This window comes from Ramlibacter alkalitolerans, from assembly GCF_016722765.1.
GTDB classification, from domain to species: Bacteria; Pseudomonadota; Gammaproteobacteria; order Burkholderiales; family Burkholderiaceae_C; genus Ramlibacter; species Ramlibacter alkalitolerans.
On the sequence record NZ_JAEQND010000009.1, the window covers coordinates 189,081 to 214,361 of the forward strand.

Below are 25,281 nucleotides of genomic sequence, written 5' to 3' on the forward strand. Positions count from 1 at the left end.
TGGTTACGAAACCCGTCATGTCCTTGCCATTGGATTCTTTGTAAAGCATGCGGCCCTTCGAAGAAGTCACGCAGAGGTTGGCGGTGCAGGACGCCGTGTTGGTCCGCGTCGACAGCACCCAGGGCTCGGTGCCGCGCGAGGCGGGCGCCTGGATGGCCGTGTTCGCCGACGCGGTGCTCGGCACGGTCGGCGGCGGACACCTGGAGTTGCAGGCGATCGCGGAGGCGCGCCGGCGGCTCGCTGGAGCGACGGGCGACGAGGTGCTGCGTTATCCGCTGGGCCCTTCGCTGGGCCAATGTTGCGGTGGCGTGGTGCACCTGCGCTACCGGTGCGTCGGCGCCGCCGATCGCACGGCCCTGGCCGGCGAACTTCGTGGCCCGCAGGCGCCGCTGGCGCTGTTCGGCGGCGGCCATGTCGGCCAGGCGCTGGTGAACCTGCTGGGCACGCTGCCCTTCGCCGTCACCTGGATCGACAGCCGCGACGAGATCTTCCCGCCGCAGGTCCCCGACAACGTGCGCTGCGAACATTCAGATCCGGTGCAGGCGGCCGTCGCCGGGCTCGCACCGCATTCGCAGGTGCTGGTCATGAGTTTCAGCCATGCGGAGGACCTCGACGTGGTGGCGGCCTGCCTGCGGCGGCTGCGCGCGCACGGCGACCTGGCGTACGTCGGCCTGATCGGCAGCAAGACCAAGTGGGCCACCTTCCGGCACCGGCTGGAGGAGCGCGGCTTTCGCAAGCAGGAACTGGCGCAGGTCACCTGCCCGATCGGCATCCCGGGCATTGCCGGCAAGCAGCCGGAGGTGATCGCCGTGGCGGTCGCGGCGCAGCTGCTGCAGGCGCCGCTTTCCTGAAGGGGAACCATGGACAGCTATCTTCTCGACTGGGCCAACCTGCTGCTGCGGTGGGTGCACGTGATCACGGTGATCGCGTGGATCGGCTCCTCCTTCTACTTCGTCTTCCTGGACAGCAGCCTCACGCCGCCCGCCGACGCGAACTTGCGCGGCGAGGGCGCCACGGGCGAACTCTGGGCCGTGCACGGCGGCGGCTTCTACCACCCGGTGAAGTACGCGGTGGCGCCGCCGCAGCTGCCGTCCACGCTGCACTGGTTCTTCTGGGAAGCGTATTCGACCTGGCTGTCGGGCTTCGCGCTGTTCACGGTGACCTACCTGTGGAACGCGGGCACCTTCCTGGTCGACAAGTCCCTGATGGACTGGTCGCCCGCTGCAGCGGTGGCCGTGGCGCTGTCCTTCCTGCTCGTGTTCTGGTTCCTCTACAACACGATCTGCCGCTTCCTGGGCACCACGCGCGAAGGGCTGGTCGGCGTGCTGGTGCTGGCGCTCGTCTGCATCGCGGCCTGGCTGGCCTGCCACTGGTTCGCCGGTCGCGCGGCCTTCCTGCTGGTCGGCGCCATGATCGCCACCACGATGAGCGCGAACGTGTTCTTCGTGATCATCCCGGGCCAGAAGAAGGTGGTGCAGGCGATCCGCGACGGGCAGCCGGTCGATCCGGTCCATGGCCAGCGCGGCAAGCAGCGCAGCGTGCACAACACCTACTTCACGCTGCCGGTGCTGTTCGCGATGCTGTCCAACCACTACGGCTTCCTGTACGCGCATCCGCGCAACTGGCTGGTGCTGATCCTGATGATGATCGCCGGTGCCGCCATCCGGCAGTTCTTCGTGATGCGCCACGGCTGGAAGCTGGGACGCAACGGCCATCCGGCCGGCTACGCGCTCGCCGGCGTGGCACTGATCGTCGCCACGCTGGTGTGGCTGATGCCGCAGCCCACGGGCGCCGCCAACGTGGCCGCCGCGCCGGCCGACTACGCCGCGGTGCGCCACGTGCTGGAGCAGCGCTGCTTCATGTGCCACGGCCCGCAGGTGCAGATGAAGAACGTGCGCCTCGATTCGCCGCAGGGCGTCAAGCAGCACGCGCAGGCGGTCTACCAGCAGGCCGTGGTGGCGAAGACCATGCCCTTGAACAACGCCACCCACATCACGGAAGAAGAACGCAGCCTGATCGGGCGCTGGTTCGTGGCCGGCGCGCGGGTCGACTGAGGCCTTCTCTCAGGCGTCGCGCAAGGCGTCGAAGTAGGCCTGGATCGCCTTGGGCAAGGCCTTGCGCGGGCTGCGCTGCAGCTTCACCAGCAGGTCGTGCGGCGCCTCCTGCACGTCGAACTGCGCGCGGATGTCCGAGCGGATGCGCGAGAGCAGAGCCGCCGTGACTTCCGCATCGGCCAGCGCCCGGTGGGCCCGTCCGGCGGGAGGAAGGGCGTGGAAGGCGGCCAGCGAGCCCAGGCGATAGCTGCCGGCCTGCGGATACAGGCGCCGCGACAGCAGCATGGTGCAGGCGAAGGGCGGCAGCTCGCTTGCGCCCGTACCCAGCCTGGCCAGCTCCGCGGCCCAGAAGCGCTGGTCGAAGGAGGCGTTGTGCGCCACCAGCGGCATGCCCTGGACGAAGCGCGCGGCCTCGGCCATCACCTGGCCGGCCGGCGGCGCGCAACGGATCATGTCGTTGCTGATGCCCGTGTAGTCCTCGATAAAGGGGGAGATGCGCACGCCGGCGTTCATCAGCGACTGGAACCGGTCCACCACCTGGGAGCCTTCCAGCACCACGATGGCGATTTCGGTGGCGCGGTCGCCCTGCGCCGGCGACAGGCCGGTGGTCTCGAAGTCGATCACGCCGATGCGCTTCATCGCTTCTTCGCTTTCTCCGCCAGGGCGGTGAGCGCCGTCCCGAGCAGGACCAGCACGGCGGCGATGGTGTAGCCGACCGGCCCCTCCGGCACGATCCAGGTCGGGTACTGCGGATAGGCTTGCGCCAGCGTGTGCAGGAGGGGCAGCTTCGCTGCCGCCCGGTCGGCGTTGATGGAGAGCAGCCCCGCCCGCGCGAACACGGCCCCCAGGACCAGGACTCCGCCGGCGACGAGCAGGAGCTTGCCGAGGATCAGTGCATGCCGCGGATGGCGGGCGATGCGGGAGCGAAACCATTGCATGGGCGGCACTCTAGCGCAGCGGCCGGCCCACCCTGCGCGAGTCGGGGGACCTGAGGTGTAATCGCTCGCAGGAGACCCCGAATGACCGCGCCCGATCCCCGCCACCAGCCCCGCGCCTTCCTGGAGCATCTTTACCGCACGGCGGTGCACCGCGCCCTGCCGCTGCACAACACCGAAGCGTTCCTGCCGCCGCCGCCGCGCGGCCGCACCATCGTGCTGGGCGCGGGCAAGGCGGGCGGCGCCATGGCGCAGGCGGTCGAGGCGCTGTGGCCCGCCGACGCTGCGCTCTCCGGCCTGGTGGTGACGCGCTACCACCACACGCCGCCGCGGCCGCCGGGCCTGCCCGGTCGCATCGAGGTGGTCGAAGCCGCGCACCCGGTGCCCGACGCGGCCGGCCTGCAGGCCGCCGAACGCATCCTGTCGCTGGCGCAGGGCCTCACCGCCGACGACCTCGTGCTGTGCCTGATCTCCGGCGGCGGCTCGGCGCTGCTCACGCTGCCGGCCGAAGGCCTCTCGCTGGAGGAAAAGCAGCGCATCAACCGCGAGCTGCTCGACTCCGGCGCCAACATCGTGGAGATGAACTGCGTGCGCAAGCACCTCTCGCGCATCAAGGGCGGCCGGCTGGCTGCCGCCTGCGCGCCGGCGAAGGTGGTCACGCTCACGATCAGCGACGTGCCCGGCGACGATCCCTCGGTGATCGCCAGCGGCCCCACGGTGCCCGACGCGAGCAGCTGCGCGGATGCGCTGGCGATCCTGCAGCGGTACGGGATCGAGGTGCCCGGCGCCATCCGCGCGCGCCTGGAGCAGGGCGCGCTCGAGACGCCCAAGCCCGGCGACCCGGTGTTCGCCGGCCACGCCGTGCACCTGATCGCCACGCCGCAGCAGTCGCTGGAGGCCGCGGCAGCGGCGGCCCGCGCGGCCGGACTCGAGGCGCACATCCTGAGCGACGAGATGGAAGGCGAATCGCGCGAGGTCGGCAAGGTGCACGCCGCGCTCGCGCGCGCCGTGGCGCAGCGCGGCCAGCCCTTCGCGCCGCCGTGCGTGATCCTCTCCGGCGGCGAGACGACGGTGACGGTGCGCAAGCAGCCCGAAGGCACGCCGCGCGGGCGGGGCGGCCGGGCCGGGGAGTTCTGCCTCGGGCTGGCGCAGGCCCTGCAGGGACAGCAGCGCGTCTGGGCGCTTGCCGCCGACACCGACGGCATCGACGGCGTGGAGGACAACGCCGGCGCCTTCGTCGCGCCCGACACGCTGCAGCGGGCCCTCGCCCAGGGGATGAAGGTCGATGCCTACCTGCAGCGCAACGACGCCTACGGCTACTTCAGCGCCCTGGGCGACCTGGTGGTCACGGGACCCACGCACACCAACGTGAACGACTTCCGCGCCCTGCTCGTGCTCTGAGCCGGGCCCTGTTGGCGGCCGCCGCGCCGCGCTGCTACAGTCGGGCGGAGTTGGAGGAGCTGCATGGGCAACGGCAAGCATGCGCAGGCATCGGGCGGACCGCACGACAAGGCGGACATCGAGGCCGTGCTGGAACGCATCGGCAAGCGGATCAAGGAATTGCGGGGCTTCGATGCCTCCACCATCCGGGACCGCTGGGATTCGCGGCTGGAGATGGTGCAGAAGAACGTGAACAAGACGATCGCCGAGGCGGTCGGAATGGGCAGCGGCCAATACCGGCAGCTCGCCATCGGGCCGCTGGACGCGGCGCTCGATTCCACCTTCGGCGACCGCTACACGATCGACGAGCTGCGCGAGGAAGTCCGCAAGGCGGTCGGCCAGGCCGTGATGCGGCTCAACGCCGCCGCCAAGGTCCTGGACCGGCGGCTGGCCGGCGGGGCCGGCGATTCGACGCTGGCGCCGCTCGGCGAGGCGCCGGCATCGAATTTCGGCGCGCTCCCTTCCAACTTCGCCCCGCTGCCCTCGGGCTTCGCGCCCCTGGCGGCCGAGGCGCCCCGGGCGCCGGCGCCCGCTCCCGCGCCGATCATCGACGTCACGGCCCCGTATGCCGCACCGGCCCCGGCGCCGGCCCCCACGCCTTCTCCCCTTGCAAGTTCGCCCACGATGAAACCAGCCGCCACCAGCACCGAAGCTTCCCAGCGCATCGCGATCGTCTGCCGCGACGACAGCTCCGGCGAGGCCGTCACCAGCTTCGTCGCGCAGCTCGGGCTCGAGCCTGTGATCGCCCAGCCGCCGCGCGCCGACATGTCCTCGCTCGACGCCCTCGAGGCCTTGCGCCAGGTCGGCTTCGCCATCGTGCTGCAGGCCGACCGGCAACTGGAGATCGGCTTCCTGCTCGGCGCCCTCGGCCGCTCGCGCATCTGCGTGCTGCAGGCCAGCGGCCAGGACGCGTTGCCGGGGCTGCCGCACCAGGCGCTGGACGAAGGCGGCCTGTGGAAGCTCCTGCTGGCCCGCGAGCTGAAGAAGAGCGGCTTCGACGTGGACATGAACAAGGCCCTGTGAGCCGGGCCTGGAAGGAGACCGAGTGAAGACGTACAAGATCGCCTGCATTCCCGGCGACGGCATCGGCAAGGAAGTGATCCCCGCGGGGCAGGAGGTGCTGCAGGCGCTGGCCGCCGGCGGCAGCGATTTCCGCTTCGAATTCACCAGCTTCGGCTGGGGCGGCGACTGGTACCGCGCCCACGGCAAGATGATGCCGGACGACGGCCTGGAGGCGATCCGCGGCATGGACGCGATCCTGTTCGGCTCCGCCGGCGACCCGCACATCCCCGACCACATCACGCTGTGGGGCCTGCGGCTGAAGATCTGCCAGGGCTTCGACCAGTACGCGAACGTGCGGCCCACGCGCATCCTGCCCGGCATCGACGCGCCGCTCAAGCGCTGCGGCCCCAGGGACCTGGACTGGGTGATCGTGCGCGAGAACTCCGAGGGCGAGTACGCCGGCGTCGGCGGCCGCGCCCACCAGGGCCATCCGATCGAAGTCGCGACCGACGTGAGCATCCTCACGCGCGCCGGCGTCGAGCGCATCATGCGCTTCGCCTTCCGCCTCGCGCAGTCGCGGCCGCGCAAGCAGCTCACCGTCGTCACCAAGTCCAACGCCCAGCGCCACGGCATGGTGATGTGGGACGAGGTGGCCGTGGCGGTGAGCAAGGAGTTCCCGGACGTGCGCTGGGACAAGGAACTGGTCGACGCCTGCACGGCGCGGATGGTGAACCGTCCTGCCTCGCTCGACACGCTGGTCGCGACGAATCTCCACGCCGACATCCTGAGCGACCTCGCCGCGGCGCTGGCCGGCAGCCTGGGCATCGCGCCCACCGGCAACATCGACCCCGAACGCCGCTATCCCAGCATGTTCGAGCCGATCCACGGCTCGGCCTTCGACATCATGGGCAAGGGCCTCGCCAACCCGGTGGGCACCTTCTGGAGCTGCGTGATGCTGCTGGAGCACCTGGGCGAGCCGCAGGCGGCCGCGCGCCTCATGGCCGCCATCGAGGAAATCACGGCCGATCCGAAGTTGCATACCGGCGACCTGGGCGGCCAGGCCCGCACGGCGGATGTGACCGCGGCAGTGATTTCCCGGTTGAACAATCGCTGAGACCTGCCCCACACTCTCCTGCGGTCCCAAGAACCGAAAGGAGACGAGAGCGATGAAGCGCATGCTGTCCACCCTGGCGCTGGCCCTGCTGGCGCCGGTTGCGCTGGCCCAGTCCGTGGCCTGTCCCGACAAGAACGTGCAGTACTGGCAGGCCTTCCCGCCCGGCGGCGAGTCCGACCTGTCGGCGCGGCACCAGCAGCTGGTGCTGCACAAGAAGTGTCCCAGCGTCGAGACCATCATCCAGTACAAGGCCGGTGCCGGCGGCGCGCTGATGTGGACGCAGATGAACCAGCTGCCCGCCGACGGCCTCAACGTGGTCGGCGTCAACCTGCCGCACATCGTGTTCCAGCCGATCCAGGGCGACGTGCAGTACAAGACGGCGGACGTCACGCCGGTGTTCTGGTTCCACTTCACGCCCGACATCCTGGTCGTGAGCGCCAAGAGCCCGATCCACAATTTCAAGGAGTTCATCGAGGCGGCGAAGGCCAAGCCCGGCTCGCTGAGCCTGGCGGGCTCCGGCCAGTACTCCGCCAACCACGCCGCGCACGAGCGCCTCGACGCCGCCTTCGGCATCAAGACGCTGTACGTGCCCTTCAAGGGCACCGGCGACCTCGCGTCCTCGGTGCTGGGCGGCCAGGTCGACGGCGCGATGACGTACACGCCGTTCGCGATCGCCAACAAGGAAAAGGGCGTGCGCCCGATCGCCGTGGCGATGGAGAAGCGCCATCCGCTCATGCCCGACGTGCCGACGTTCAAGGAACTGGGCGTCGACTGGGTCGACGGCGCCTACCGCGGCATCGGCGTGCCCAAGTCCACCCCGCCCGAGACGCGCAAGCGCGTGTCCGACCTCTGGCGTGCGCTGAACAACGACCCGGAGATGAAGGAAAAGGCGGCGGCGAGCGGCTTCGAGCTGGTGAACGTCGGCGTGGAGGAAATGGATTCCTTCATGGCCAGCAAGACGAAGCTGTACACCGAAGGCGCCACGCGCATGGGCCTGGGCAAGAAGTAAAGCCGGCTTCCTACACTCCCGCTGCCGACGGCGCCCTACGATGGGCGCCGTTTGCTTCTGGGGCCCGGACATGCAGCCAGCCAAGGTGCCGCGCAGCCCGCGCGTGCTGATCCTGATCGACTACATCAATCCGCTGAATTTCCCCGGCGCGGAAAAGCTCGCCAAGCCGGCGCTCACGGCGGCGCGTGCGACGGTGCGGCTGCGCGACGTGCTGCAGGCGCAGAAGGTGGCGGTGATCTATGCCAACGACAACTATGGTGCGTGGCAGTCGGACTTCCAGGCGCTGGTCGCGCAGTGCTGCGCCCGCGACGACATCAGCGGCGAGATCGCGCGCCTGATCGCGCCGCGCCCGCGCGACATCACGCTGCTCAAGCCGCGCCATTCGGCCTTCTTCTGTTCCGCGCTCGAACTTCTGCTCACCGAGATGGGCGCCCGCGAACTGATCCTCGCCGGCCTGGCCACCGACATGTGCGTGCAGATGACCGCGGCGGATGCCTTCCTGCGCGGCTACGAAGGCGTGTGGGTCCCTTCGGACTGCACCGCGGCGGAGACGCCGCAGGCAAAGACGGCGAGCCTCAAGTACATGAAGGATGTCCTCAAGTGCGACGTGCGCTCGTCCCGGGGGGCGGGGAAGTAGGGCAGAACAACCAGGGCAGAACAACCGAACGCAAAAGCCGCAAAGGTTTCGCAAAGACCGCAAAAGAAGACCTTTGAAATTGATCCTTCATTGCTTCCCTTTCGCGGCTTTTGCGTAACCTTTGCGGCTTCTGCGTTCGGTTGCCCGCCCCCTCGCTACCTCATTCGCACAACCTGCGGATGTCCTCCGGGATCGCCACCGCGCGGATCCCCGTCGCGTCGTCGCCCCGCCGCGCCGCGAAGATCCGCACCTCGTCGCATTCCATGATCAGGTCGTCCTCGCGCAGGATGCGGTGGCGCTGCACGAAGCTCTTGCCGCGCCATTCGGCGATGCAGGTGTGGACCTGCAGCGTGTCGCCGTAGCTGGCGGTCTTGACGAAGCGCGCATGCGTGTCCACCACCGGCGTGCCGATCATGCCGGTGGCCGCCTCGGTCTCGTGCCACGGGGGCACGCCGCAGCGGACGAAGAAGTTGCGCGAGGACGCGTCGATCCAGCGGAAGAAGTTCGGGAACCAGACGATGCGCGCCGGATCGCAGTCGCCGAACTCCACCCGCACGGTATAGATGATTTCCTTCATGGCTAGCCCATTTTGCCCGGGAGCCACAGCGCGATCACCGGGAACGAGATCAGGATCACCAGCCGGCAGATGTCCGTCGCCACGAAGGGCAGCACGCCGCGGAAGATCGTGGTGAAGCTCACGTCGTGCACCACGCTCTTGATCACGAACACGTTCATGCCCACCGGCGGGTGGATCAGGCCCAGTTCCACCGTCATCACGATGATCACGCCGAACCAGATCGGATCGAAGCCCAGCTGCGTGATCACCGGGAAGATGATGGGCACGGTCAGGATGATCATGGCCATGGCGTCCATCAGGCAGCCGAGCACCAGGTACATCACCATGATCAGCGCCAGCACGCCGTAGCGGCCCACGCCGAGGTTGGTCAGGAACTCGGTGAGCTTCTGCGGCGTCTGCGTGATGGTGAGGAAGTAGCCGAACATCAGCGCGCCGATCAGCACGGTGAAGACGGCCGCCGCCGTGCGCGTGGCGGACAGCAGGGCCTCCTTGATCCTGGCGCGATCGAGCTTGCCGCGCGCCAGCCCCAGGAGGAAGGCGCCGCTGGCGCCCACGCCGCCCGCCTCCGTGGGCGTGAACAGGCCGCCGTACAGGCCGCCGATGACGAACAGGAACAGCACGACCGGCGCCCACACGTCCTTGAGGTCGGCGGCCCGCTCGGACCAGGGCCGCGCCTCGCCGCGCGGCAGCCAGCCGGGCCGGACCTTGACGATCACCATCACCGTGAGCACGTACAGCAGCATCGCGAACAGGCCGGGGATGACGCCGGCCATGAACAGCTTGCCGATGTCCTGCTGCGTGAGGATCGCGTACACCGCCAGCACCGTCGAAGGCGGCAGCATGGCGCCCAGCGTGCCGCCGGCGGCGATCACGCCGGTGGAGAAGGACTGCGGATAGCCGAAGCGCCGCATCTCCGGGTAGGCCACGCTGGAGAAGGTGGCCGCCGTGGCAACGGAGGATCCGCAGATCGCCGCGAAGCCGCCGCAGGCCAGCACCGTCGCCACGCCGAGCCCGCCGCGCAGGTGCCCGATCAGCGAGTTGGCCGCCTTGAACAGTTCGCGGCTCACGCCCGAGACCGACACCAGGGCGCCCATCAGCATGAACATCGGGATCACGCCGAAGGTGTAGTCCGTCACCGTGCGCATCGAGGTCTGCCCGACCAGCTTCAGCGCCGGCCCGGCGCCGGCGATCCAGGCATAGCCCGTGATGCCGACCAGGCCCATGGCCATGCCGACCGGCACGCGCAGCAGCATCAGCACGAACAGCGCGACGAAACCGGCGATGGCGAGCAGGTCCGTATTCATTCCACGGCTTTCTGCTCGAAGTGCTCGTCGTGCAGCGCCTCCGGCTTGAACACCAGCCGCCAGGTGCGGATGGCGATCAGGATCACGGCGCAGACGTCGCCCACCCAGGCCACGGCGTAGAACGGCCAGGTCGGGATGTTCAGGTCGTAGGTGAGCACGTGGTCGATGTAGGTCAGGCGCACCTTGTCGAACAGCATGGCGGTCTGCACGATCACCACGAACAGCAGGACCAGCGTGGCGAAGACATCGATCGCGCGCCGGCGCGGCTTGCTGACCGCCGACCAGACCAGGTCCACCGTGATGTGGCCGCCGCGATAGCTGGTCGCGGCGATGCCCCAGAAGATCAGGATGCCCAGGAGCATCCGGCCGAAGTCGTAGGAGTCGGGGATGGACGTGCTGAAGAACTTGCGCAGCAGCACGTTGACGAAGATGTTGAGGGCGACGATGCCGACGAAGATGGCGGCCAGCCACTCGATGCCGTTGATGAAGCGGTCCGCGAAGTTCTTCTTTTTCATTTTGCGGGCTCCGGCACGCGGTTTTCGTAGGCTGGCGGTGAGCGCCGCAGGCCGAACCCCAGCGCTTCCGCGCATCGCTGGGGTTCCGGCGCTTCGCGCGTCACCACCAGCCTACGACGGGCCGGCTCACAGCGCGGCCTTGTACTTCACCAGGTTGGACCTGAGCGTCTCCATCACCTTCTTCGGATCCTGGCCGGTCTTCTTCACGGCCTCGGCCCACTGCGCCTCGCCGCCGGCGGTGGCATCGCGCCAGGCCTTGAGCTGCTCGGGGGTGAGCTTGTAGATCTCGTGCCCGGGCTGCGCCAGCTTGGTGTGCCCGCCCGACTCGAAATCGGCCCACGGGCTGGCGACGCGCTCGGCCCATTCGGTGGTGCAGTGGTCGTCGACGGCCCGCTTCTGCCCCGGCGCCAGGCTGTCGTACTTCGCCTTGTTCATCACCCAGACGAAGGGCGTGACGTACAGCGGCACGTCCATGTGGAAGCGCACCACCTTGTCGATGCCGAACAGCGGGATCGAGCCCCACGGGAAGGTGATCGCGTCGGCGACGCCGCGCTCCAGCATGTCGCGCGACTCGGGGGCCGAGGCCTGCACGTTGGTGCCGCCCAGCGCCGTCACCATCTGGCCGATCGTGCTGGTGGCCGGGCGGATCTTCATGCCGCGGATGTCGGTGGGCAGCAGGATCTTCTTGCGCGCATGGAAGGTGCCGGGGTCGTGCACGAAGGCGAAGCAGAACTTCACGTCCTTCATTTCCTGCGCCGCGTACTCGCGGTACCAGGCGTCGATGGCGGCGGTGCCGCCCTTGGCGTTGGCGAACAGGAAGGGCAGCGAGGCCCCCGCCATGATGGGGAAGCGGCCCGGCTGGTAGCCCGGGTTCACGTACGAGAAGTCGGAGATGCCGTCCCGCGCCATGTCGTAGTGGTCGAAGGCCTTCCCGAGCTGCTCGGAGGGGAACAGCGTGGCCGTGATGGTGTTGTTGCTCGCCTTCTTGAGGCTCTCGGCCCACGCGAGCAGGCTCGGGTTGAGGGGATGCTGCGCCGGCACCCAGCTCGAAAGCTTGAGGGTCACGAGCTTGTCCTCGGCTTGGGCGGCGCCGGCGGACAGCAGCAGCGCCGCGGCGAAGGCCGTCAGGGTGAATGCGGTCCGCATCGATGTCTCTCCTGGGGCTGGTGGGGTTCGGAACGTTTCCTTGTATAACGAAGCCGCGGCCCCGCCATCGTGGTTTTCCTTGAGGCAGCGCGCGCTGCGTCAGCGGGCTTTCAGGGGCGATTCGTCGGCGGCCAGGCCGCGCGGCTTGCGCACCCAGCGCACCGGCACCGCCTTGACCGGTCGCGGCGGCGCGCCGTGCTGCACCAGGGCCGCATCCAGCGCCTTGCCGGCGTCGTCGGCCAGCGCCGCTTCGCGCGCCGCGCGGATCGCCCGCGCCGCATCGCCGGCCACGCCGCCGGCCGCCAGGTGTTCCAGCACGTGCAGGAGGTTGTCCTTGCCGCGCTCGTTGGTCGAGCCGTAGCCCTTGATCAGCCGGCCGCACAGGGCGATCTCGTGCCCCAGCTCCCAGGCGCGCCGCGCGCCCTGCACGACGCCGTCCAGCCACTGCTGGATCATCCGCTGCTCCAGGGCGAAGCGGCTGCCGTGCGGGCGCAGCCATTTCAGGGCGGCGAGCGTGCGCAGGGCGGCCATGCCGAGGATGCCGTGGCTCGCGATCTTCAGCGGCATCGCCCAGGGCTGCCGGCCGCGCGCGATGCGCCTGCGGTCCCAGGCGGTGAGCCTGCGGGCCCAGCCCTGCGGCAGCAAGGCCGCGAATTCGGGCACCCCCGGCTTGAAATGGTCGTAGACCTTCAGCAGGTCATGTTCGCCGGCCTTGACCTCGCCCTGCACGCGCGCCAGGCGCGACGCGCGGCTTTTCAGGTCGGCCACGCGCACGATGTCGTCGAAAGCCATCCAGAGCGCCAGCCAGCGCGCGGTTTCCCTGGTGAGCGCGAAGCCGTGGGTTCCCTGCGGGTCGGCCTCGCGTTCGGCGGCGAGGACCTGCTGCAGGCGCTGCGCGTAGAGATCGGCATAGGCGCGGTCCTGGTAGTCGACCAGGCGCTGGTAGCCGAGGGCGAACAGCTCCTGCACCGGCGCAGGAAACGCCGTCGCGGCCTGCGACGGCGGCGCCGGCGCCGCAGCGGGTGGCGCCAGCACCTGCGCGAGGTAGTCCGACTTGGTCCTGCCCTGGGCCACCAGCGCGAAGCCGCTGGCAAAGCCGCGCAGGCTCGCCTGGGCGCCGGCGCCGCCGGCCGCCACCACGGCCTCGTAGTCCTCGCGCCGGAACGGGAACAGGCCGCTGCCCGCGATGGCCCCGAGCATCACGGCGCTCACCACCGTGCCGGCTTCCTTCGCCAGCGCGTTCATGTCGAACACCTGGTGCGCGCGGCTGAACTGCGCCACCAGCTTGAGCAGATCGGCGGCATCGGCGCGGCCGTCCGCCAGTTGCATGCGCTCCTGCGTGGTGAACGTGCGCGCCGAGGACGTGATCACCAGCGTGCGCTCCGGCGAGGCCATGCCGTTGGCGACCTGGCGCGCCGTCTCCAGCAGCTCGGACGAGATCATGGCGTCGAGCGCACCGGGGACCGGGTTGAGGCTGAACACCGGCCGCCGGCCGGCCAGTTCGGTGATCGGCACGGGGAACACTTCGAGGTAGTAGGTGGTCGCGCCGGTGCGCTGGGCGACGCCGGGAATGGAGCTGGCCTGGGCGGCGTAGCCGGCGTGGCGCGCCGTCTCGACCAGCCACTCGGTCAGCACGCCGCCGCCTTCGCCGCCGAGCGCACAGATCAGGAGGGAGACGGGGCTCATGGGCGTGGAGTTCATGCGGGCTGGAGCGCGCGGACGACGGCGCTGCGCAGGGTGTGGAGGAGGCGTTCGTGCCAGCGGGGGTTCTGCACCACCTCGGCCCGGTAGAAGCTGGGGCACAGCGTCGCCGCGTGCGCGTTGGCGCCGCACAGGCCGCAGCCGACGCAGCCGTCGATCACGGTGGCGACCGGGTCCACCTTGAGCGGATCCGGGTTGTCCTTGAGCGTGAGCGTCGGGCAGCCGGACAGGCGGATGCAGGCGTGGTCGCCGTTGCACACGTCCTCGTCCACGCCGTACTTCACCCGCACCACGCGCTCGCCCTTGCGCAGCAGGCTGGCCAGCCAGGGCTTCAGGCGGCGCTGCCGTTCCAGCTGGCATTCGCCTTCGGCGACGATCACCTTGAGGCCGTCGAACGGGCTGGTGAAAGCCTCGATCAGCGTGGCGCGCATCGTCTCGACTTCGTAGGTGTGCACCGTGCGCAGCCACTGCACGCCCAGGCCCTGCAGCGCCGCTTCGATCGTCCGGTTGGTGTGCACCAGGCTGCGGCCCTTGTCCGCTGCCGCGGATTTCGCGTCCTCGGCCGGCGTCGAGAGGATCTCCTGGGTGCCGGTGGCCGACGTGTAGCCGTTCTTGAAGATCAGGAGCACGGCGTCGTCGCGGTTGAACAGCGCGCTCTGCACGCCGGTGAGCAGGCCGTTGTGCCAGAAGCCGCCGTCGCCCATGATCGCCAGCGTGCGCCGCTGCATCATGGGCGAGACGCCGGCGCGGCTGGCCAGCGACATGCCGTAGCCCAGGATCGAATGGCCCATCGAGAAGGGTTCGAAGGTGCCGAAGGCGTGGCAGCCGATGTCGGCGGCGATGTGCACGTTGCCGATCTGCTGCTGCGCGAGCTTGAGCGCGGAGAACACCGGCCGCTCCGGGCAGCCGATGCAAAAGCCCGGCGGCCGCGCGGGCAGCGGCTTGTCCAGCGCCGCGGCCGCGGCCTGGCGGCGCGCCTGGTTGCCGGCCAGCCAGGCACGCGCGGTTTCGCTGCCGGCGGCGGGCAGGTAGCGGTCCGCGAACTGCGTGAGCCCGGTGGCCAGCACTTCCACCGTGTACTCGCCCCCGGCGGGCAGCAGGTCCTTGCCGTGCAGCTTCGTCTGCAGGTCGCCGCGCCGCAGCAGGGTGGCGATCTCCTGCTCGATGAATTCGGGCTGGCCTTCCTCCACCACCAGCACGGCGCGCTTGCCGCTGCAGAAGTCCGACACCTGCTGCGGCACCAGCGGGCAGGTCACGTTCAGCACCAGCAGCGGGAGCTCGGTGGCGCCGAAGGCATCGGCGAGCCCGAGTTGCTGCAGGCTGCGCACCAGCGTGTTGTAGAGGCCGCCTTGCACGACGATTCCCAGGTCCTCGTGGGCGCCGGCGAACACCTCGTTCAGGTTGTTCTCGAGGATGTACTTGCGGGCCGCCGGGATGCGCTGCTCGCCCTTGAGCTTCTCGTGCCGGAAGGTCACCGGCGGATGCGCCAGCCGCATGTAGTCGAAGGCCGCCGGGTTCTCCATCAGCGCGCGGGTGGAGATCGGCGGCGGCCGGTTGTCGCGCGTCTCGAAGCTGCCGCGCACGTGGCAGGCGCGGATGCGCAGCTCCAGGATGGCGGGCATGTTGGACGCTTCCGAGAGGCGGAAGCCTTCCTCCACCATGCGCGTCATCACCGAAAGGTCCGGCCGCGGGTCGAGCAGGCACATGGTGGACTTGAGCGCGAACGCGTGGGTGCGTTCCTGGATCACCGAGGCGCCCTCGCCGTAGTCCTCCCCCACCACGATCAGCGCCCCGCCCACGACGCCGGGCGAGGACAGGTTGGAGAGCGCGTCGGCCGCGACGTTGGTGCCGACGATCGATTTCCAGGTGACCGCGCCGCGCAGGGGATAGTGGATCGAGGCGCCCAGCATCGCCGCCGCCGAGGCCTCGTTGGAGCAGGCCTCGACGTGCACGCCGAGTTCCTCCATGTACGGCCTGGCCTGCACCATCACGTCGAGCAGGTGCGACACCGGCGCGCCCTGGTAGCCGCCGACGTAGGCCACGCCGGACTGCAGCAGCGCCTTGGTGATGGCGAGGATGCCCTCGCCGTGGAAGGTCTCGCCGGCGCCGAGGCGCAGCGATTCGATTTCCTTGCTGAACGAAACTTCCAAGGCCGCACCTCCGGAACGCAGAGGGCGAGTGTCAGGCAAGCGCGGCCATGTCTCAATCCAATGAGGCGACTAAGTATTATCAGGATCATGCATATCAAGGACGTCGACCTGAACCTGCTGCGGCTGTTCGATGCGGTCCACCGCACGCGCAACGTCAGCCGCGCGGCCGAACTGCTCGATCTCACGCAGCCGGCGGCGAGCCAGGGCCTGAGCCGCCTGCGCACGCTGCTGCAGGACCCGTTGTTCATGCGCAGCGCCGGGGGAGTGCAGCCCACGCCCAAGGCGCAGCGCCTGGCCGAGCCGGTGCGGCATGCCCTGGCCACGCTGGAACAGGCACTGGGCGAGAGCGCCGGCTTCGATCCCGCCAGCGCCACCCGCACCTTCCAGCTGCACCTGAGCGACATCGGCGAAGCCCGTTTCCTGCCGGCGCTGATGGTGGCGCTGCGCGAGCGGGCGCCCGGCGTGCGGCTCGAGACGCGCCCGCTGCCGCGCGAACAGGTGACGGAGGCGCTGGATGCCGGCCGGATCGACTTCGCGATCGGCTTCCTGCCGATGGTGCGCGAGACCCAGCGCGTGCGCCTGCTCGACGACCGCTACGTCGTGCTGCTGCGGCCAGGCCACCCCTTCGCGCGCACGCGCCGCAGCGGCGCGGCCCTGCTCAAGGCGCTGGGCGAACTCGAATTCGTGGCGGTGCGCTCGCATGCCGACACGCTGCGCATCGTGGCGCAATGCAGCCTGGAGCAGCGGCTGCGGCTGGTGACCGAGCACTTCCTGGGGCTGCCGGCGATCGTGCATGCGACCGATCTCGCCGCCATCCTGCCGCGCAACATCGCGCGCGGCTTCGAGGGCTACGCGATCGTGGAGCCGCCCTTTCCGCAGCGCGAGTTCACGGTTTCGCTGCACTGGAGCCGGCGCTTCGAGGCCGACCCCGGCAACCGCTGGCTGCGGGCGCTCATCGAGGAGCTGTTCCGCGAATAGGCTGCGGGCAGGCGGAGAGCTGGCGCCGGCGCTCGCTGCGCCATTGCCGGTAGGCGCACATGCCGTCGCCCCCGAGCTTCACCTGCACCGCGGCCCCGAGGCCGACTTGCGCGTCCAGCGGGGGCGGCGTCTCGCCGTCCCACCGCAGCAGCGCCAGCGCGAGTTCGAGGGCGGCCACCAGTTGCGGGTCGCCGGCGTCGGCACCCGGCGCGAGGCGACGCTGCACGTCGAGCAGCAGGCGGTGCAGGAAATCGAGTTCCGTGCGGGCGAGTTCCAGCCGGGAGGTGTCCATCCCCGCAGGCTCGCGCCGCCGCACTCCGGCGCCTGTCAGCGGCGGGCGGGTCCTGGCTTAGGACGGGTGCGCAGCAGGGTCAGCTGCCCTGGAGCTGGGCCAGCCGGGCAGCGGCTTCGCGCTTGCCGATGCCGCGCAGCGCGGCGATCGCCTCGAGCTGGCGCGCGCGGGGCCGCGCCTCGCCATGCTCCCACTTGTAGACCGACTGTCCCGAAACGCCGATCAGGGCCGCGAAATCCGCGGCCGACAGCCCCAGCTTCTGCCTTTGCGCGGCCAGCCGTGTGGCGCTGAAGCGACGGTTGGTCGCCTGGCCATCATCACCTTCCTCCTCCGGTGCCGCAGCCGCATCGCCCTTGGCGACGGCCTTGCTCGTGCGCTTGACCTGGCGTTCGAGGTCCTCGATGCGCCGGCGCAAGGCAGCGATGTGCGTCCGGTATTGCGCGGAGGCCTTCTTGAATTCAGCGGTCTGCGCGCGCGCTTCCTTGCGCGCGATGCGGGCGATTTCGTCTTTCAGGACGGCTGCGATGTTCGGCATGCTCTCGTTGGTTTGCCGGCACGGGTTGTACAGCTTTCCCCGCTGCCGGTGGATTGTTCTCTCCCGCAGCCATCATAGTCGTGCAGCACGGCCGCGCTACTGCACAATGGCTTCCATGACCGATCCTGAACTCGCGGTCATCGACGTCAAGCCCGGCGCGGCACTGGAAAGCCAGTCCGGCTTGCAGATGTTGCGCCCACGCATCTACGGCGCCTGGAGCCAGCCCGCGGGCCCCCGGCGGGCTGCTGCCATTGTGATGCACCCCGCGAGCAACTTCATGGGGCATTACCTGGTCGCGCCGCTGGCCGAGCGCGGGGTGGCCTGCATGGGCCTGAACTCCCGCTACGCCGGCAACGACACGCTGCTGCTGATGGAGCGCGTGATCCAGGACCTGGGCGCCGGCGTTCACTATCTCCGGCAGCGGGGTTACGAGAAAGTGGTACTGATCGGGAATTCGGGCGGAGCGGCGCTGGCTTCGTTCTATCAGGCACAGGCGGAGCACCTGGACATCGAATGCATGCCCGACGGCGACCCGGCCGGCCTCTCGCCGCAGGACCTGCCACCCGTGCAGGGGCTCGCCTTGTGCGCCGCGCACGAAGGCCGCTCCACACTGATGCGCAACTGGATCGATCCTTCCGTGACCGACGAGCGCGATGCGCTGTCGCTGGACGCCGCGCTCGACATGTACGACGTGCGCCACGGGCCGCCCTACAGCCATGCGTTCCTGGAGCGCTTCCGCAACGCGCAGCAGGCCCGTTACGAACGCCTGGACCAGTGGGTGGGCGAGCGGCTCGCGCTGCTGCGTGCGCAGGCGGCGCCGGGCAGCGCGCGCGACGAAGTGTTCGTGGTGCATCGCACGCACGCGGACCCGCGCTTCCTCGACCTGGGCATCGATCCCAACGATCGCGCCGTGGGCAGCGTGTGGGGCGCGGGTGCGCTCGGCGCCCGGGCGGTCAACCACGCCGCCAGCCAGATGGGCCGGATCACCTCCCTCACCGGCTGGCTCTCGCAATGGTCGCCGCGCAGCCGCGCCGACGGGCCCGCCAACCTGGCGCGTACCTCGGTGCCCGTGCTGGTGTGCACCTACACGGCGGACCAGTCCACCTTCCCGAGCACGCGTGCCGCATGGCTGGCGGCAGGCGGCAGCCGGGTGCGCAACATCGACATCGTGGGCGGCAACCACTACCTCGCCGGCCAGCCGCAGCTGGTGCAGGAGGTGGCGGACGCGATGGCAGACTGGATCCTCGCGCTGTGATCAACCGCATCGGGGCCCCTACCCAACCGCCGAACAGTGTCGGCGCGCTGGACAGCGTGCGTTCGGTCTTCTGGCAGGCGTACCGCCACCTGTTCCCGCCGCATTCGCTGGCCGCGCAGACGCCGAACGGCAGCATCGTGATCTCCTGGTCGATCATGGACGAACCTGAGGCCCGTCATCCCTATGCCGCGCCCGTGATGCTGCGCTTCGACGAGGCGCTGGTCGACGCCATGTGGCGGGCCGATCCGTCGCTGCGCGTGCGGCTGGCGCAGAAGCACGAAGCGACGCTGCGCGAAGGGCTGCGGGGCTACGACCCGTTCGCGCGCTTCCCGAACGCGCGGGTCGTGATCATCGGTTAGCGGATTTCAGGGGCGCGCCAGCACCAGGCGCGTGAATCCGAGGTGGTGCATCACTTCGCGCAGCACCAGCACCGTGGCCATCACCTGCGGCTGCGCCAGTTGCGCATCGCTGCTGCGCGGGCGGCCTTGCGCCACCGCGGCCGCGCGGTTGAAGAGGTCTTCGAGCTGGTCGCGGGTGACGCGATCCGACGCAAGGCCGGCGAGCGTCGCCACGGCAGCTTCCGCGCTCACGACCTGCAGCTCCTCGGCCGCCGGCCAGCGGCCGTGCAGCGGCATCACGAGGTCCTCGACGACTTCGATGGCGGCCTCCAGTTCGGCGCCGTTGGGCGGGTCGTGCCGCAGGCAGTCCTGCACCAGCTGCGCCGGGCCGAGCGGAAGCGCGTCGCCGAAGCTGCGCGCGCCGTCCTCGAAGCGGGCGCTGCGGGCGTCCAGCGTGAGCGTGATCACGAGGAACGCAGGCGCTGGACCAGCAGGTCTTCCACCGCGCGGTTGATGCCGTGCGGCAGGCCGGGCACGACGTCGAGCGTCACGCCAGCGGCCAGCCCCTGCAGGTGCTGCGCCGCCTCCTGGGCGTGTGCCACCGGGATCACGGGGTCGGCGCTGCCGTGGATGAAGTGCAGCCGCACGCCTTGCGGCGCCGCTTGCGGCAGCTCGGAATAGCGGCCGGACAGCGAAACCACGCGCGCCGCCGGCGGCTGCGTCACCTGGGTCGAGGCCAGCGCCATGATCGCGCCTTGCGAAAAGCCGATCAGCGTCGTCGCCTCGCGGGCGACGCCGGTGCGCTGCTGCCAGGCGTGCACCGCCTGCACGAAGCGATCCACGGTCGCGGCCACGCGCGCCGGGCGGTTCTCCTCCGTCACGCCGAGCACCGAGAACCACTGGAAGCCGGCGCCGAGGTCCGAGCGATCCGGCCCCGGAATGCTGACGACGGCCGCCTGCGGGAACTCGCGGGCGAGCCGGGTGCCGAGCGGCACCAGGTCCTGCGGCGTCGCACCGACGCCGTGGAACAGCAGGAAGAGATGCTGCGCCTGCTGCGCCGGCGACTGGATGACGAGGGCGGCGTTCAATGCAGTGCTCCCGCCGCGGCCGTGATGCGCGCGCCGAACAGGTAGGAGTCCATCGAGAGCACGCCGTAGGTGATGCCGCCTTGCAGCGTCTCGACCTCGCTGTCCCGGGCCGCCGCGCCCGCCGCCACCAGCAGCGGCAGGAAATGCTCCGGCGTCGGATGGGCGCGCTGGGCGTGCGGCGCGATCTCCAGCGCCTCGACCAGCCGCGTGTCGTCGCGCGCCTCCACGGCCTCGCGCACCCAGTCGGCGAACTCGCGGGCGTACTGCGCCTCGTGGCCGTCGCCGGACAGGCGGAACTCGTAGAGGTTGTGCGTCATCGAGCCGGAGCCCACGATCAGCACGCCCTCGTCGCGCAGCGGCGCGAGCGCCTCACCGAGCGCATAGGCCTGCCGGGCGCTCAGCGTGGCGGGCAGGGAGACCTGGAACACCGGCACGTCGGCGCCGGGGTAGAGGAAGCGGATCGGCACCCAGGCGCCATGGTCCAGGCCCTGCCGTGCATCCGCTTCGGCATGCCAGCCGGCGGCGCGCAGCACCTCGATCGCGCGGGCGGCCAGTGGCGGGTGGCCGGGGGCGGGGTACTGGATGCGGTACAGCGCGCGGTCGAAGCCGCCGAAGTCGTGCACCGTCTGCGGCGCAGCCGTGGTGGCCACGCGCACGCCGGCCGTGATCCAGTGCGGCGAGACGACCAGCACGGCCTTGGGCCGCGGCAGCGCTTCCCCGGCGGTGACGAGCTGCGGGCCGAGACGGCCCGGCTCGAGCGCGAAGGTCGGGGCGCCGTGCGAGATGAAGAGGACGGGGGTGCGTTGCATGGAGAAATCCTTCGGATCGACCGCCTTCGCGGCCACCCTCCCAATCTAGGGCCACGGAGTGGCGATTGAAACAGGCCCGCGGCGAATGCCCTTTTGCGCCGCCAGCAACAATCGGCCTCAGTCCTGGCCGGGCGGCCCAGCGAGTTGCCGCAGCAGCGACCAGGCGACGCCGCCGAGCAGCAGCACGCCGGCGCCAAGGACGAGCCACAGGCCGGCCGTTTTACCGTCCACGCCGCGCGGCAGCCAGCCCGTCCACCAGGACGCCTCGGCAGCAGGGGCGCTCTCGACAGCGACGATCCGGGCCAGCGGAAGGTCCGCCATGCGCGTCGACGTCGTGGCGCTCAGCGTCGCCAGGGGCAGGGCGCCGGGCGGGGTCGCCGTGCGTCCCGCGGCGAGCCGGTAAGGGCCGGCGGCACCGGCCACGAACACCAGCTCCCGCGGCTCGAACCGCACCTGCGCGGTGAGGGGCAGTCCCTGCAGCCGCGTGCCGTGCGTGGCCTCGATGCGCAGCCAGCGCACCGAAGGCTGCGCCAGCTCCAGCGGCGGGTTGCTGCTTTCATCGGCGCCGGCGCCGATGCGGTAGACGACCGTGTCGGCCAGCAGCCGCCACGGATCCGAGGGCTGCTTGCGCCCCAGCACCCGCACCGGCACGAGCGTGGCCGGCTGCGTCGTCGCAAGCTGCAGCCCGCGCAGCGGCGTGGCGAAATCGAGCGACCACTCCAGGGCCGCGGCACCGTCCGCCACCGGCGCGCCCAGGGTCAGCGCCGGCAGCACCGGCTCCGGCCGGCTGGCCGCCAGCAGTCCGGTCACTGCATCGACCACCACGCCCGCCTGCCCCGACCAGTCCAGGCGCAGGTAGCGGTCCTGCAGCGAGACCGGCGCGGCCAGTTCGAGCCGGTCGTTGGCCGGCGCACCGGCGCCCTCGAAGCGGAAGAGGCGGCCCTGCACGGCCAGCGGCGTCCAGCGGGCCAGATCGGGGCTGGTCTGCGCCGTGAAGTGCACGGGCGTGTTGGCAGGCAGGTGCGCGCGCAGGACCAGCGCGCTGACGGGCTCCTTCTGCGCGCGCGTGTCGAACAGGGCCGCATCGAGGCGCCGCGCCGCGGACTGCGCTTCGCTCGGGGGCCTGGCCAGGTCGACCCAGACCGACTGCTGCGCGCCCTTGCGCTCGATGCGCATCTGCAAGGCGCCGGGAAGCGGCGGCGGGCCCCCGTCGACGGCGTAGAGCGGTAGCGCGGCAAAGAGTTGCGTCTGCGCGCGGGCCGCTGCGGGCGGCAGGGCCGGCGCGGAGAACGCGAAGGCAACGGGCTGGCCCTGGCCATCGAACACGCGCAGGTCGGCCAGCTCGGGCGACTGCAGGCGGCCCAGTGCTTCAGCGGGCACAGCCACGCGCACCAAGCCCGTGTGGCCTGAGGTGTCCAGCGTGGCACGCCAGGCGAAGTCGCCCGGGCCCGGATCCGCCGCCGCCAGGGCGGCCGCACAGAAGGCGCCAGCGAAGAGGGCAGACCCTTTCATGGCGCCACGCCCTCCAGCGATCCTTCGGCCGCCAGGCCCTTGCGCCCCGGTGCCGGCGGCAGCGGCGCGAACCAGCCCACCACCAGCATCAGCAGGCCGACGGCGATGAAGACCACGATGCGCTCGGAGCCGCCGCGGTTGGACAGGTCCACCACGAACAGCTTCAGCACCGTGAGCCCCAGCAGGCCCGCACCGAGCATCCACGGCAGGCGCAGCGCCCTGCGATGCGCGGCCACCATCAGTACCAGTGCGATCACGGTCCACAGGATCGAATAGCCCGCCTGCACCAGGAAGGACGAGGACAGGCTGTGCGCGTCCCACGCCACGCCGGCGTAGTGGTGCGCGATGCGCAGCCACACGGTGTTGATCGCGACGAAGCCGACGCCCGCCAGCACTGCGCCGGGCACGGGGCCCCGCATCGCGGCCGGCAAGTGCAGGGCGCTGGCGCGCAGCATCAGCAGCCAGCGGGCGCACACCGCCAGCGCGAGGGCGACGGCGAGGTCGGTCGGATTGAGCAGCGGCAGGTAGGGCAGCGGCCGCGTTTCGCCGCTGGAGGACACCGCGACCAGCAGGGCGCCGACCGTGAGCCCCGCTGCGACCGGCGCGGCGGCGCGCCAGGCGTAGGCCGCGATGAAGCGGTCCAGCGGCCAGTGGGCCGAGGCGCGCACCCGCAGCGGCCGGCGGCAGGCCGCCACCAGCGCCAGCAGGACCACCGAAGCGGCGACGAGCAGGATCACGCTGGCCCAGGCCGTGCGCCACAGCTGCGCCTGGCCGACCGCGAACACCAGCAGGTTGCCCGCCAGCAGGACGAGCAGCCAGACGCCGCCGGCGTGCTGCCACGGCCACAATGCGCGCGGCGCAGCGTCGTCGATGCGCCGCAGGCAGGCCAGGTGCGCTGCGACCACCATCGGCCACACCAGCCAGCCGGCGCCCTGGAAGACATGGTCCAGGGTCGCCATCCCGCCCAGCGCGACCAGCAGCATCAGCGGCAGGTTCAGCCACGCCGGCGTGGCGGCCACCCGCCAGGGCGTGCGCCGCGTCGGCCACGCCAGCTGGTGCAGCGCATACGCACTGAGCACCCAGGCCGCCAGCTGCAGCAGGCCCTGCTGCGGGCCCGCGGACAGCGGCCGCAGCCACGCGGGCACGGGCTCCAGGAGGCGGTCGATCTCGAAGCCGAGCGCGGCCTGCCACCACAGGAAGCCGATCCAGAACAGCACCGGCGACAGCTTCGCCTCCAAGCCGGTGAACTGGCGTTCCATCGCAGTGCCTGGGCCTTGCGGCGCCGCATCGCGCGACCACCAGGCGATCGCGAAGGCCGCGCCCGCCAGCATCGTCGCGCCGAGGAAAGCGGGATTCGCGATCGGCCAGGCCGCTTCGATGCCGTGCCGGCCGTCCAGGAACAGCAGCGCCGCGAGGACCTGCAATGCGAGCGCGAAGGCGCGTGCCAGCCAGCGCTGCTGGCGCCTGGCCATCCAGTACACGCCGGCGCCCTCGACGGCCCAGACCGCGGAAGTCCAGCGGCCATCGACGGCCAGCGGCACGGCGAGCGTGAGGAAGCCGAGCGCAAGGGCGACGAAGCATTCGGCGAGCCAGCGGTTCACCGTCGGATCGCCGCGCCCGCGGCGCAGCAGCCACCAGCCCAGCGCCACGTACAGGCCCCCCAGCGCGAGCGCGGAGAACGCCATCGCATAAGGCATGTCCCTGACCAGGCCGGCCTGCAGCCCGAAAGCCACGATCGGCGTGCCGAACACGAGCGTCGCATCGACGGCCTTGCGCGCGGCCTGCCCGTGCCGCAGCGCGTAGAACAGGCTGGCCAGCAGGTACAGCGCGAAGAAGGCGAGCAGGAAAGGCCCGGTGCTGCCGAAGTCACGCGGCTGGTAGCGCAGCACGCCCCACAGCGTCGCGATGCCGAAGGTGGCGAAGAAGCCGAGCAGGTTCAACGCCCGCCACGCGCGCAACCACGCGATCACCGCGATGGCGGCCCCGAGCAGCACGTAGTAGCCGAACAGGCCGACATGGCTGCCCTGGCCGGTGGACACCAGCACCGGCGCGGCAAAACCGCCGGCAAAGGCGATGAAGGCGAGCGCCTGCGCATCCAGCGCCAGCGCGATGACGGCGCCGAACAGGCAGACCAGCCCGAGCAGCACGAAGGCGGCGCCGGCCGGCAGAAACTGGTACAGCCGGAATGCGGCGAACACGGTCAGGTAGAGCACACCGATGCCCGCGCCCTGCAGCGTGGTGGCGTAGCCGAGGCGATCGGGCCTGCGGCTGCGCAGGCGCAGTCCGAGCACGAACAGGGCGATGCCTGCGGCACCGATGGCGGCCAGTCGCAGTTCGGGCGGCAGCAGCGCGTGTTCCACCGCGTATTTCGCCAGGAAGGCGAGCCCGATGAACAGCACGACCACGCCCATGCGGACGACGGTGTTGCCGCCCAGCAGCCAGTCGCGCGCACGCTGCACGAGCACGCTCACCAGATCGGGTTCGGCGCTCGTGCGCCCACGCGGCGGCGCCCCTGGCGCCTGCGCTTCGGACAGCGCAGCGGGCACGGTCGGGATCTCCAGCGGCTCCCGCTCGTGCGCCGGCTCGAGGCGCGAGGGCGCCGGCGCGACCGGTCGCGGCGCCGGCCGGGTGACCGCCGGCAGCGCGCCCTTCATCCGAAGCGCCAGCGCGCGTTCGATCTCGCCGCGCAGCGCCCGCCGCAGTGTCCAAGCTGCCAGCGCACCGAGCACCGCGCCCGCGAAGACGTGGAACGCCCACTCCCCACCACCGCCCCACAGGGCTCCGAGCAACGCGCCCCACGCGGCTCCCCACATCACCATGCTGCAAACTCCGGTTCCGGCCTGCCGGGACTATGCCGGGGCCCGCCCCTTGTGCCGGGGCTTGTCGGGGC

The 25,281-nt window shown here is 70.7% G+C and carries 25 protein-coding genes; 10 read left to right on the plus strand and 15 right to left on the minus strand.

Features of this window, described 5'->3' with window-relative positions; translation table 11 throughout:
• Positions 1 to 47 precede the first annotated feature (47 nt).
• Positions 48 to 851 carry a xanthine dehydrogenase accessory protein XdhC gene (gene xdhC, locus JI746_RS17425; RefSeq protein ID WP_201691295.1) on the plus strand — a complete coding sequence of 268 codons (804 nt, stop codon included), beginning with the start codon at positions 48 to 50 and terminating at the stop codon, positions 849 to 851.
• 9 nt (positions 852 to 860) lie between these two features.
• Positions 861 to 2,054 (plus strand): urate hydroxylase PuuD, encoded by a 1,194-nt coding sequence (locus JI746_RS17430; RefSeq protein ID WP_201691296.1) that lies wholly within the window; start codon positions 861 to 863, stop codon positions 2,052 to 2,054.
• A gap of 9 nt (positions 2,055 to 2,063) precedes the next feature.
• On the opposite strand, the gene JI746_RS17435 is transcribed toward JI746_RS17430, so the two are convergent.
• Together JI746_RS17435 and JI746_RS17440 are read right to left on the minus strand one after the other, a co-directional pair.
• Positions 2,064 to 2,693, minus strand: a complete 630-nt coding sequence (locus JI746_RS17435) for a 3'-5' exonuclease (RefSeq protein WP_201691297.1) — start codon at positions 2,691 to 2,693, stop codon at positions 2,064 to 2,066.
• The gene (locus tag JI746_RS17440) at positions 2,690 to 2,992 is read right to left on the minus strand and encodes a hypothetical protein (protein ID WP_201691299.1); all 303 of its coding nucleotides are present in this window, start codon (positions 2,990 to 2,992) and stop codon (positions 2,690 to 2,692) included. Before JI746_RS17440 ends, JI746_RS17435 begins: the two co-directional genes overlap by 4 nt.
• Before the next feature lie 81 nt (positions 2,993 to 3,073).
• Here JI746_RS17440 and JI746_RS17445 point away from each other — a divergent pair, with 81 nt between their 5' ends.
• The 5 genes from JI746_RS17445 (at position 3,074) to JI746_RS17465 (ending at position 8,191) form a co-directional block, all read left to right on the plus strand.
• On the plus strand, positions 3,074 to 4,390 hold the full coding sequence (locus JI746_RS17445) for a glycerate kinase type-2 family protein (protein WP_201691301.1): 1,317 nt from the start codon (positions 3,074 to 3,076) through the stop codon (positions 4,388 to 4,390).
• A 63-nt stretch (positions 4,391 to 4,453) separates the two neighbouring features.
• On the plus strand, positions 4,454 to 5,452 hold the full coding sequence (locus JI746_RS28030) for a hypothetical protein (protein ID WP_201691303.1): 999 nt from the start codon (positions 4,454 to 4,456) through the stop codon (positions 5,450 to 5,452).
• Positions 5,453 to 5,474: 22 nt separating this feature from the next.
• Entirely contained in the window at positions 5,475 to 6,545 is a 1,071-nt protein-coding gene (locus tag JI746_RS17455) for a tartrate dehydrogenase (RefSeq protein WP_201691305.1), read from the plus strand.
• A 52-nt stretch (positions 6,546 to 6,597) separates the two neighbouring features.
• Positions 6,598 to 7,554 (plus strand): tripartite tricarboxylate transporter substrate binding protein, encoded by a 957-nt coding sequence (locus JI746_RS17460; protein WP_201691307.1) that lies wholly within the window; start codon positions 6,598 to 6,600, stop codon positions 7,552 to 7,554.
• A 70-nt stretch (positions 7,555 to 7,624) separates the two neighbouring features.
• Positions 7,625 to 8,191, plus strand: coding sequence for a cysteine hydrolase family protein (locus tag JI746_RS17465; protein WP_201691308.1), 567 nt, complete (start codon positions 7,625 to 7,627; stop codon positions 8,189 to 8,191).
• A gap of 160 nt (positions 8,192 to 8,351) precedes the next feature.
• Here the strand turns inward: JI746_RS17465 and JI746_RS17470 are convergent, their stop codons facing one another.
• The 6 genes from JI746_RS17470 to JI746_RS17495 form a co-directional block, all read right to left on the minus strand.
• Positions 8,352 to 8,768, minus strand: coding sequence for an acyl-CoA thioesterase (locus JI746_RS17470; RefSeq protein WP_201691309.1), 417 nt, complete (start codon positions 8,766 to 8,768; stop codon positions 8,352 to 8,354).
• A 2-nt stretch (positions 8,769 to 8,770) separates the two neighbouring features.
• Positions 8,771 to 10,072, minus strand: a complete 1,302-nt coding sequence (locus JI746_RS17475) for a TRAP transporter large permease (RefSeq protein ID WP_201691310.1) — start codon at positions 10,070 to 10,072, stop codon at positions 8,771 to 8,773.
• Entirely contained in the window at positions 10,069 to 10,587 is a 519-nt protein-coding gene (locus JI746_RS17480) for a TRAP transporter small permease (RefSeq protein ID WP_201691311.1), read from the minus strand. Before JI746_RS17480 ends, JI746_RS17475 begins: the two co-directional genes overlap by 4 nt.
• 126 nt (positions 10,588 to 10,713) lie before the next feature.
• A complete protein-coding gene (locus JI746_RS17485; protein WP_201691312.1) occupies positions 10,714 to 11,733 on the minus strand; it encodes a TRAP transporter substrate-binding protein in 1,020 nt (339 codons plus the stop codon).
• A gap of 99 nt (positions 11,734 to 11,832) precedes the next feature.
• Positions 11,833 to 13,419: an indolepyruvate oxidoreductase subunit beta family protein gene (locus JI746_RS17490; protein ID WP_201691313.1), complete on the minus strand. Its 1,587-nt coding sequence runs from the start codon at positions 13,417 to 13,419 to the stop codon at positions 11,833 to 11,835.
• A gap of 11 nt (positions 13,420 to 13,430) precedes the next feature.
• Positions 13,431 to 15,584 carry a thiamine pyrophosphate-dependent enzyme gene (locus JI746_RS17495; RefSeq protein WP_201691314.1) on the minus strand — a complete coding sequence of 718 codons (2,154 nt, stop codon included), beginning with the start codon at positions 15,582 to 15,584 and terminating at the stop codon, positions 13,431 to 13,433.
• A gap of 87 nt (positions 15,585 to 15,671) precedes the next feature.
• Here JI746_RS17495 and JI746_RS17500 point away from each other — a divergent pair, with 87 nt between their 5' ends.
• Positions 15,672 to 16,562 (plus strand): LysR family transcriptional regulator, encoded by an 891-nt coding sequence (locus JI746_RS17500; protein WP_201691316.1) that lies wholly within the window; start codon positions 15,672 to 15,674, stop codon positions 16,560 to 16,562.
• Here the strand turns inward: JI746_RS17500 and JI746_RS17505 are convergent.
• On the minus strand, positions 16,537 to 16,854 hold the full coding sequence (locus JI746_RS17505) for a hypothetical protein (RefSeq protein ID WP_201691318.1): 318 nt from the start codon (positions 16,852 to 16,854) through the stop codon (positions 16,537 to 16,539). The two genes, JI746_RS17500 and JI746_RS17505, sit on opposite strands and share 26 nt — an antisense overlap.
• A 79-nt stretch (positions 16,855 to 16,933) precedes the next feature.
• Positions 16,934 to 17,389, minus strand: coding sequence for a helix-turn-helix domain-containing protein (locus tag JI746_RS17510; protein WP_201691320.1), 456 nt, complete (start codon positions 17,387 to 17,389; stop codon positions 16,934 to 16,936).
• Between the two features lie 115 nt (positions 17,390 to 17,504).
• Here JI746_RS17510 and JI746_RS17515 point away from each other — a divergent pair, with 115 nt between their 5' ends.
• Positions 17,505 to 18,644 carry an alpha/beta hydrolase gene (locus JI746_RS17515; protein ID WP_201691322.1) on the plus strand — a complete coding sequence of 380 codons (1,140 nt, stop codon included), beginning with the start codon at positions 17,505 to 17,507 and terminating at the stop codon, positions 18,642 to 18,644.
• Between the two features lie 56 nt (positions 18,645 to 18,700).
• Positions 18,701 to 19,003, plus strand: coding sequence for a hypothetical protein (locus JI746_RS17520; RefSeq protein ID WP_201691323.1), 303 nt, complete (start codon positions 18,701 to 18,703; stop codon positions 19,001 to 19,003).
• A gap of 6 nt (positions 19,004 to 19,009) precedes the next feature.
• On the opposite strand, the gene JI746_RS17525 is transcribed toward JI746_RS17520, so the two are convergent.
• The 5 genes from JI746_RS17525 to JI746_RS17545 all read right to left on the minus strand — a co-directional run bounded on the left by JI746_RS17525 (position 19,010) and on the right by JI746_RS17545 (position 25,210).
• On the minus strand, positions 19,010 to 19,450 hold the full coding sequence (locus JI746_RS17525; protein ID WP_201691325.1) for a hypothetical protein: 441 nt from the start codon (positions 19,448 to 19,450) through the stop codon (positions 19,010 to 19,012).
• Positions 19,447 to 20,070 carry an esterase gene (gene ypfH / locus JI746_RS17530; protein WP_201691327.1) on the minus strand — a complete coding sequence of 208 codons (624 nt, stop codon included), beginning with the start codon at positions 20,068 to 20,070 and terminating at the stop codon, positions 19,447 to 19,449. Before ypfH ends, JI746_RS17525 begins: the two co-directional genes overlap by 4 nt.
• Positions 20,067 to 20,879 carry a dioxygenase family protein gene (locus JI746_RS17535; protein ID WP_201691329.1) on the minus strand — a complete coding sequence of 271 codons (813 nt, stop codon included), beginning with the start codon at positions 20,877 to 20,879 and terminating at the stop codon, positions 20,067 to 20,069. Before JI746_RS17535 ends, ypfH begins: the two co-directional genes overlap by 4 nt.
• 117 nt (positions 20,880 to 20,996) lie before the next feature.
• Positions 20,997 to 22,391 carry a DUF3999 family protein gene (locus JI746_RS17540; RefSeq protein WP_201691331.1) on the minus strand — a complete coding sequence of 465 codons (1,395 nt, stop codon included), beginning with the start codon at positions 22,389 to 22,391 and terminating at the stop codon, positions 20,997 to 20,999.
• Positions 22,388 to 25,210 (minus strand): DUF2339 domain-containing protein, encoded by a 2,823-nt coding sequence (locus JI746_RS17545; RefSeq protein ID WP_201691333.1) that lies wholly within the window; start codon positions 25,208 to 25,210, stop codon positions 22,388 to 22,390. The genes JI746_RS17540 and JI746_RS17545 overlap by 4 nt, the downstream gene beginning before the upstream one ends.
• Positions 25,211 to 25,281 lie beyond the last annotated feature (71 nt).

What these genes read in the sequence shown, in the direction of transcription:
- xdhC (WP_201691295.1), top strand. Translation starts at nt 48, where the DNA reads ATGCGGCCCTTCGAAGAAGTCACGCAGAGGTTGGCGGTGCAGGACGCC.
- JI746_RS17430 (WP_201691296.1), top strand. Translation starts at nt 861, where the DNA reads ATGGACAGCTATCTTCTCGACTGGGCCAACCTGCTGCTGCGGTGGGTG.
- JI746_RS17435 (WP_201691297.1), bottom strand. Translation starts at nt 2,693, where the DNA reads ATGAAGCGCATCGGCGTGATCGACTTCGAGACCACCGGCCTGTCGCCG.
- JI746_RS17440 (WP_201691299.1), bottom strand. Translation starts at nt 2,992, where the DNA reads ATGCAATGGTTTCGCTCCCGCATCGCCCGCCATCCGCGGCATGCACTG.
- JI746_RS17445 (WP_201691301.1), top strand. Translation starts at nt 3,074, where the DNA reads ATGACCGCGCCCGATCCCCGCCACCAGCCCCGCGCCTTCCTGGAGCAT.
- JI746_RS28030 (WP_201691303.1), top strand. Translation starts at nt 4,454, where the DNA reads ATGGGCAACGGCAAGCATGCGCAGGCATCGGGCGGACCGCACGACAAG.
- JI746_RS17460 (WP_201691307.1), top strand. Translation starts at nt 6,598, where the DNA reads ATGAAGCGCATGCTGTCCACCCTGGCGCTGGCCCTGCTGGCGCCGGTT.
- JI746_RS17465 (WP_201691308.1), top strand. Translation starts at nt 7,625, where the DNA reads ATGCAGCCAGCCAAGGTGCCGCGCAGCCCGCGCGTGCTGATCCTGATC.
- JI746_RS17470 (WP_201691309.1), bottom strand. Translation starts at nt 8,768, where the DNA reads ATGAAGGAAATCATCTATACCGTGCGGGTGGAGTTCGGCGACTGCGAT.
- JI746_RS17475 (WP_201691310.1), bottom strand. Translation starts at nt 10,072, where the DNA reads ATGAATACGGACCTGCTCGCCATCGCCGGTTTCGTCGCGCTGTTCGTG.
- JI746_RS17480 (WP_201691311.1), bottom strand. Translation starts at nt 10,587, where the DNA reads ATGAAAAAGAAGAACTTCGCGGACCGCTTCATCAACGGCATCGAGTGG.
- JI746_RS17485 (WP_201691312.1), bottom strand. Translation starts at nt 11,733, where the DNA reads ATGCGGACCGCATTCACCCTGACGGCCTTCGCCGCGGCGCTGCTGCTG.
- JI746_RS17490 (WP_201691313.1), bottom strand. Translation starts at nt 13,419, where the DNA reads ATGAGCCCCGTCTCCCTCCTGATCTGTGCGCTCGGCGGCGAAGGCGGC.
- JI746_RS17500 (WP_201691316.1), top strand. Translation starts at nt 15,672, where the DNA reads ATGCATATCAAGGACGTCGACCTGAACCTGCTGCGGCTGTTCGATGCG.
- JI746_RS17505 (WP_201691318.1), bottom strand. Translation starts at nt 16,854, where the DNA reads ATGGACACCTCCCGGCTGGAACTCGCCCGCACGGAACTCGATTTCCTG.
- JI746_RS17510 (WP_201691320.1), bottom strand. Translation starts at nt 17,389, where the DNA reads ATGCCGAACATCGCAGCCGTCCTGAAAGACGAAATCGCCCGCATCGCG.
- JI746_RS17515 (WP_201691322.1), top strand. Translation starts at nt 17,505, where the DNA reads ATGACCGATCCTGAACTCGCGGTCATCGACGTCAAGCCCGGCGCGGCA.
- JI746_RS17535 (WP_201691329.1), bottom strand. Translation starts at nt 20,879, where the DNA reads ATGCAACGCACCCCCGTCCTCTTCATCTCGCACGGCGCCCCGACCTTC.
- JI746_RS17540 (WP_201691331.1), bottom strand. Translation starts at nt 22,391, where the DNA reads ATGAAAGGGTCTGCCCTCTTCGCTGGCGCCTTCTGTGCGGCCGCCCTG.
- JI746_RS17545 (WP_201691333.1), bottom strand. Translation starts at nt 25,210, where the DNA reads ATGGTGATGTGGGGAGCCGCGTGGGGCGCGTTGCTCGGAGCCCTGTGG.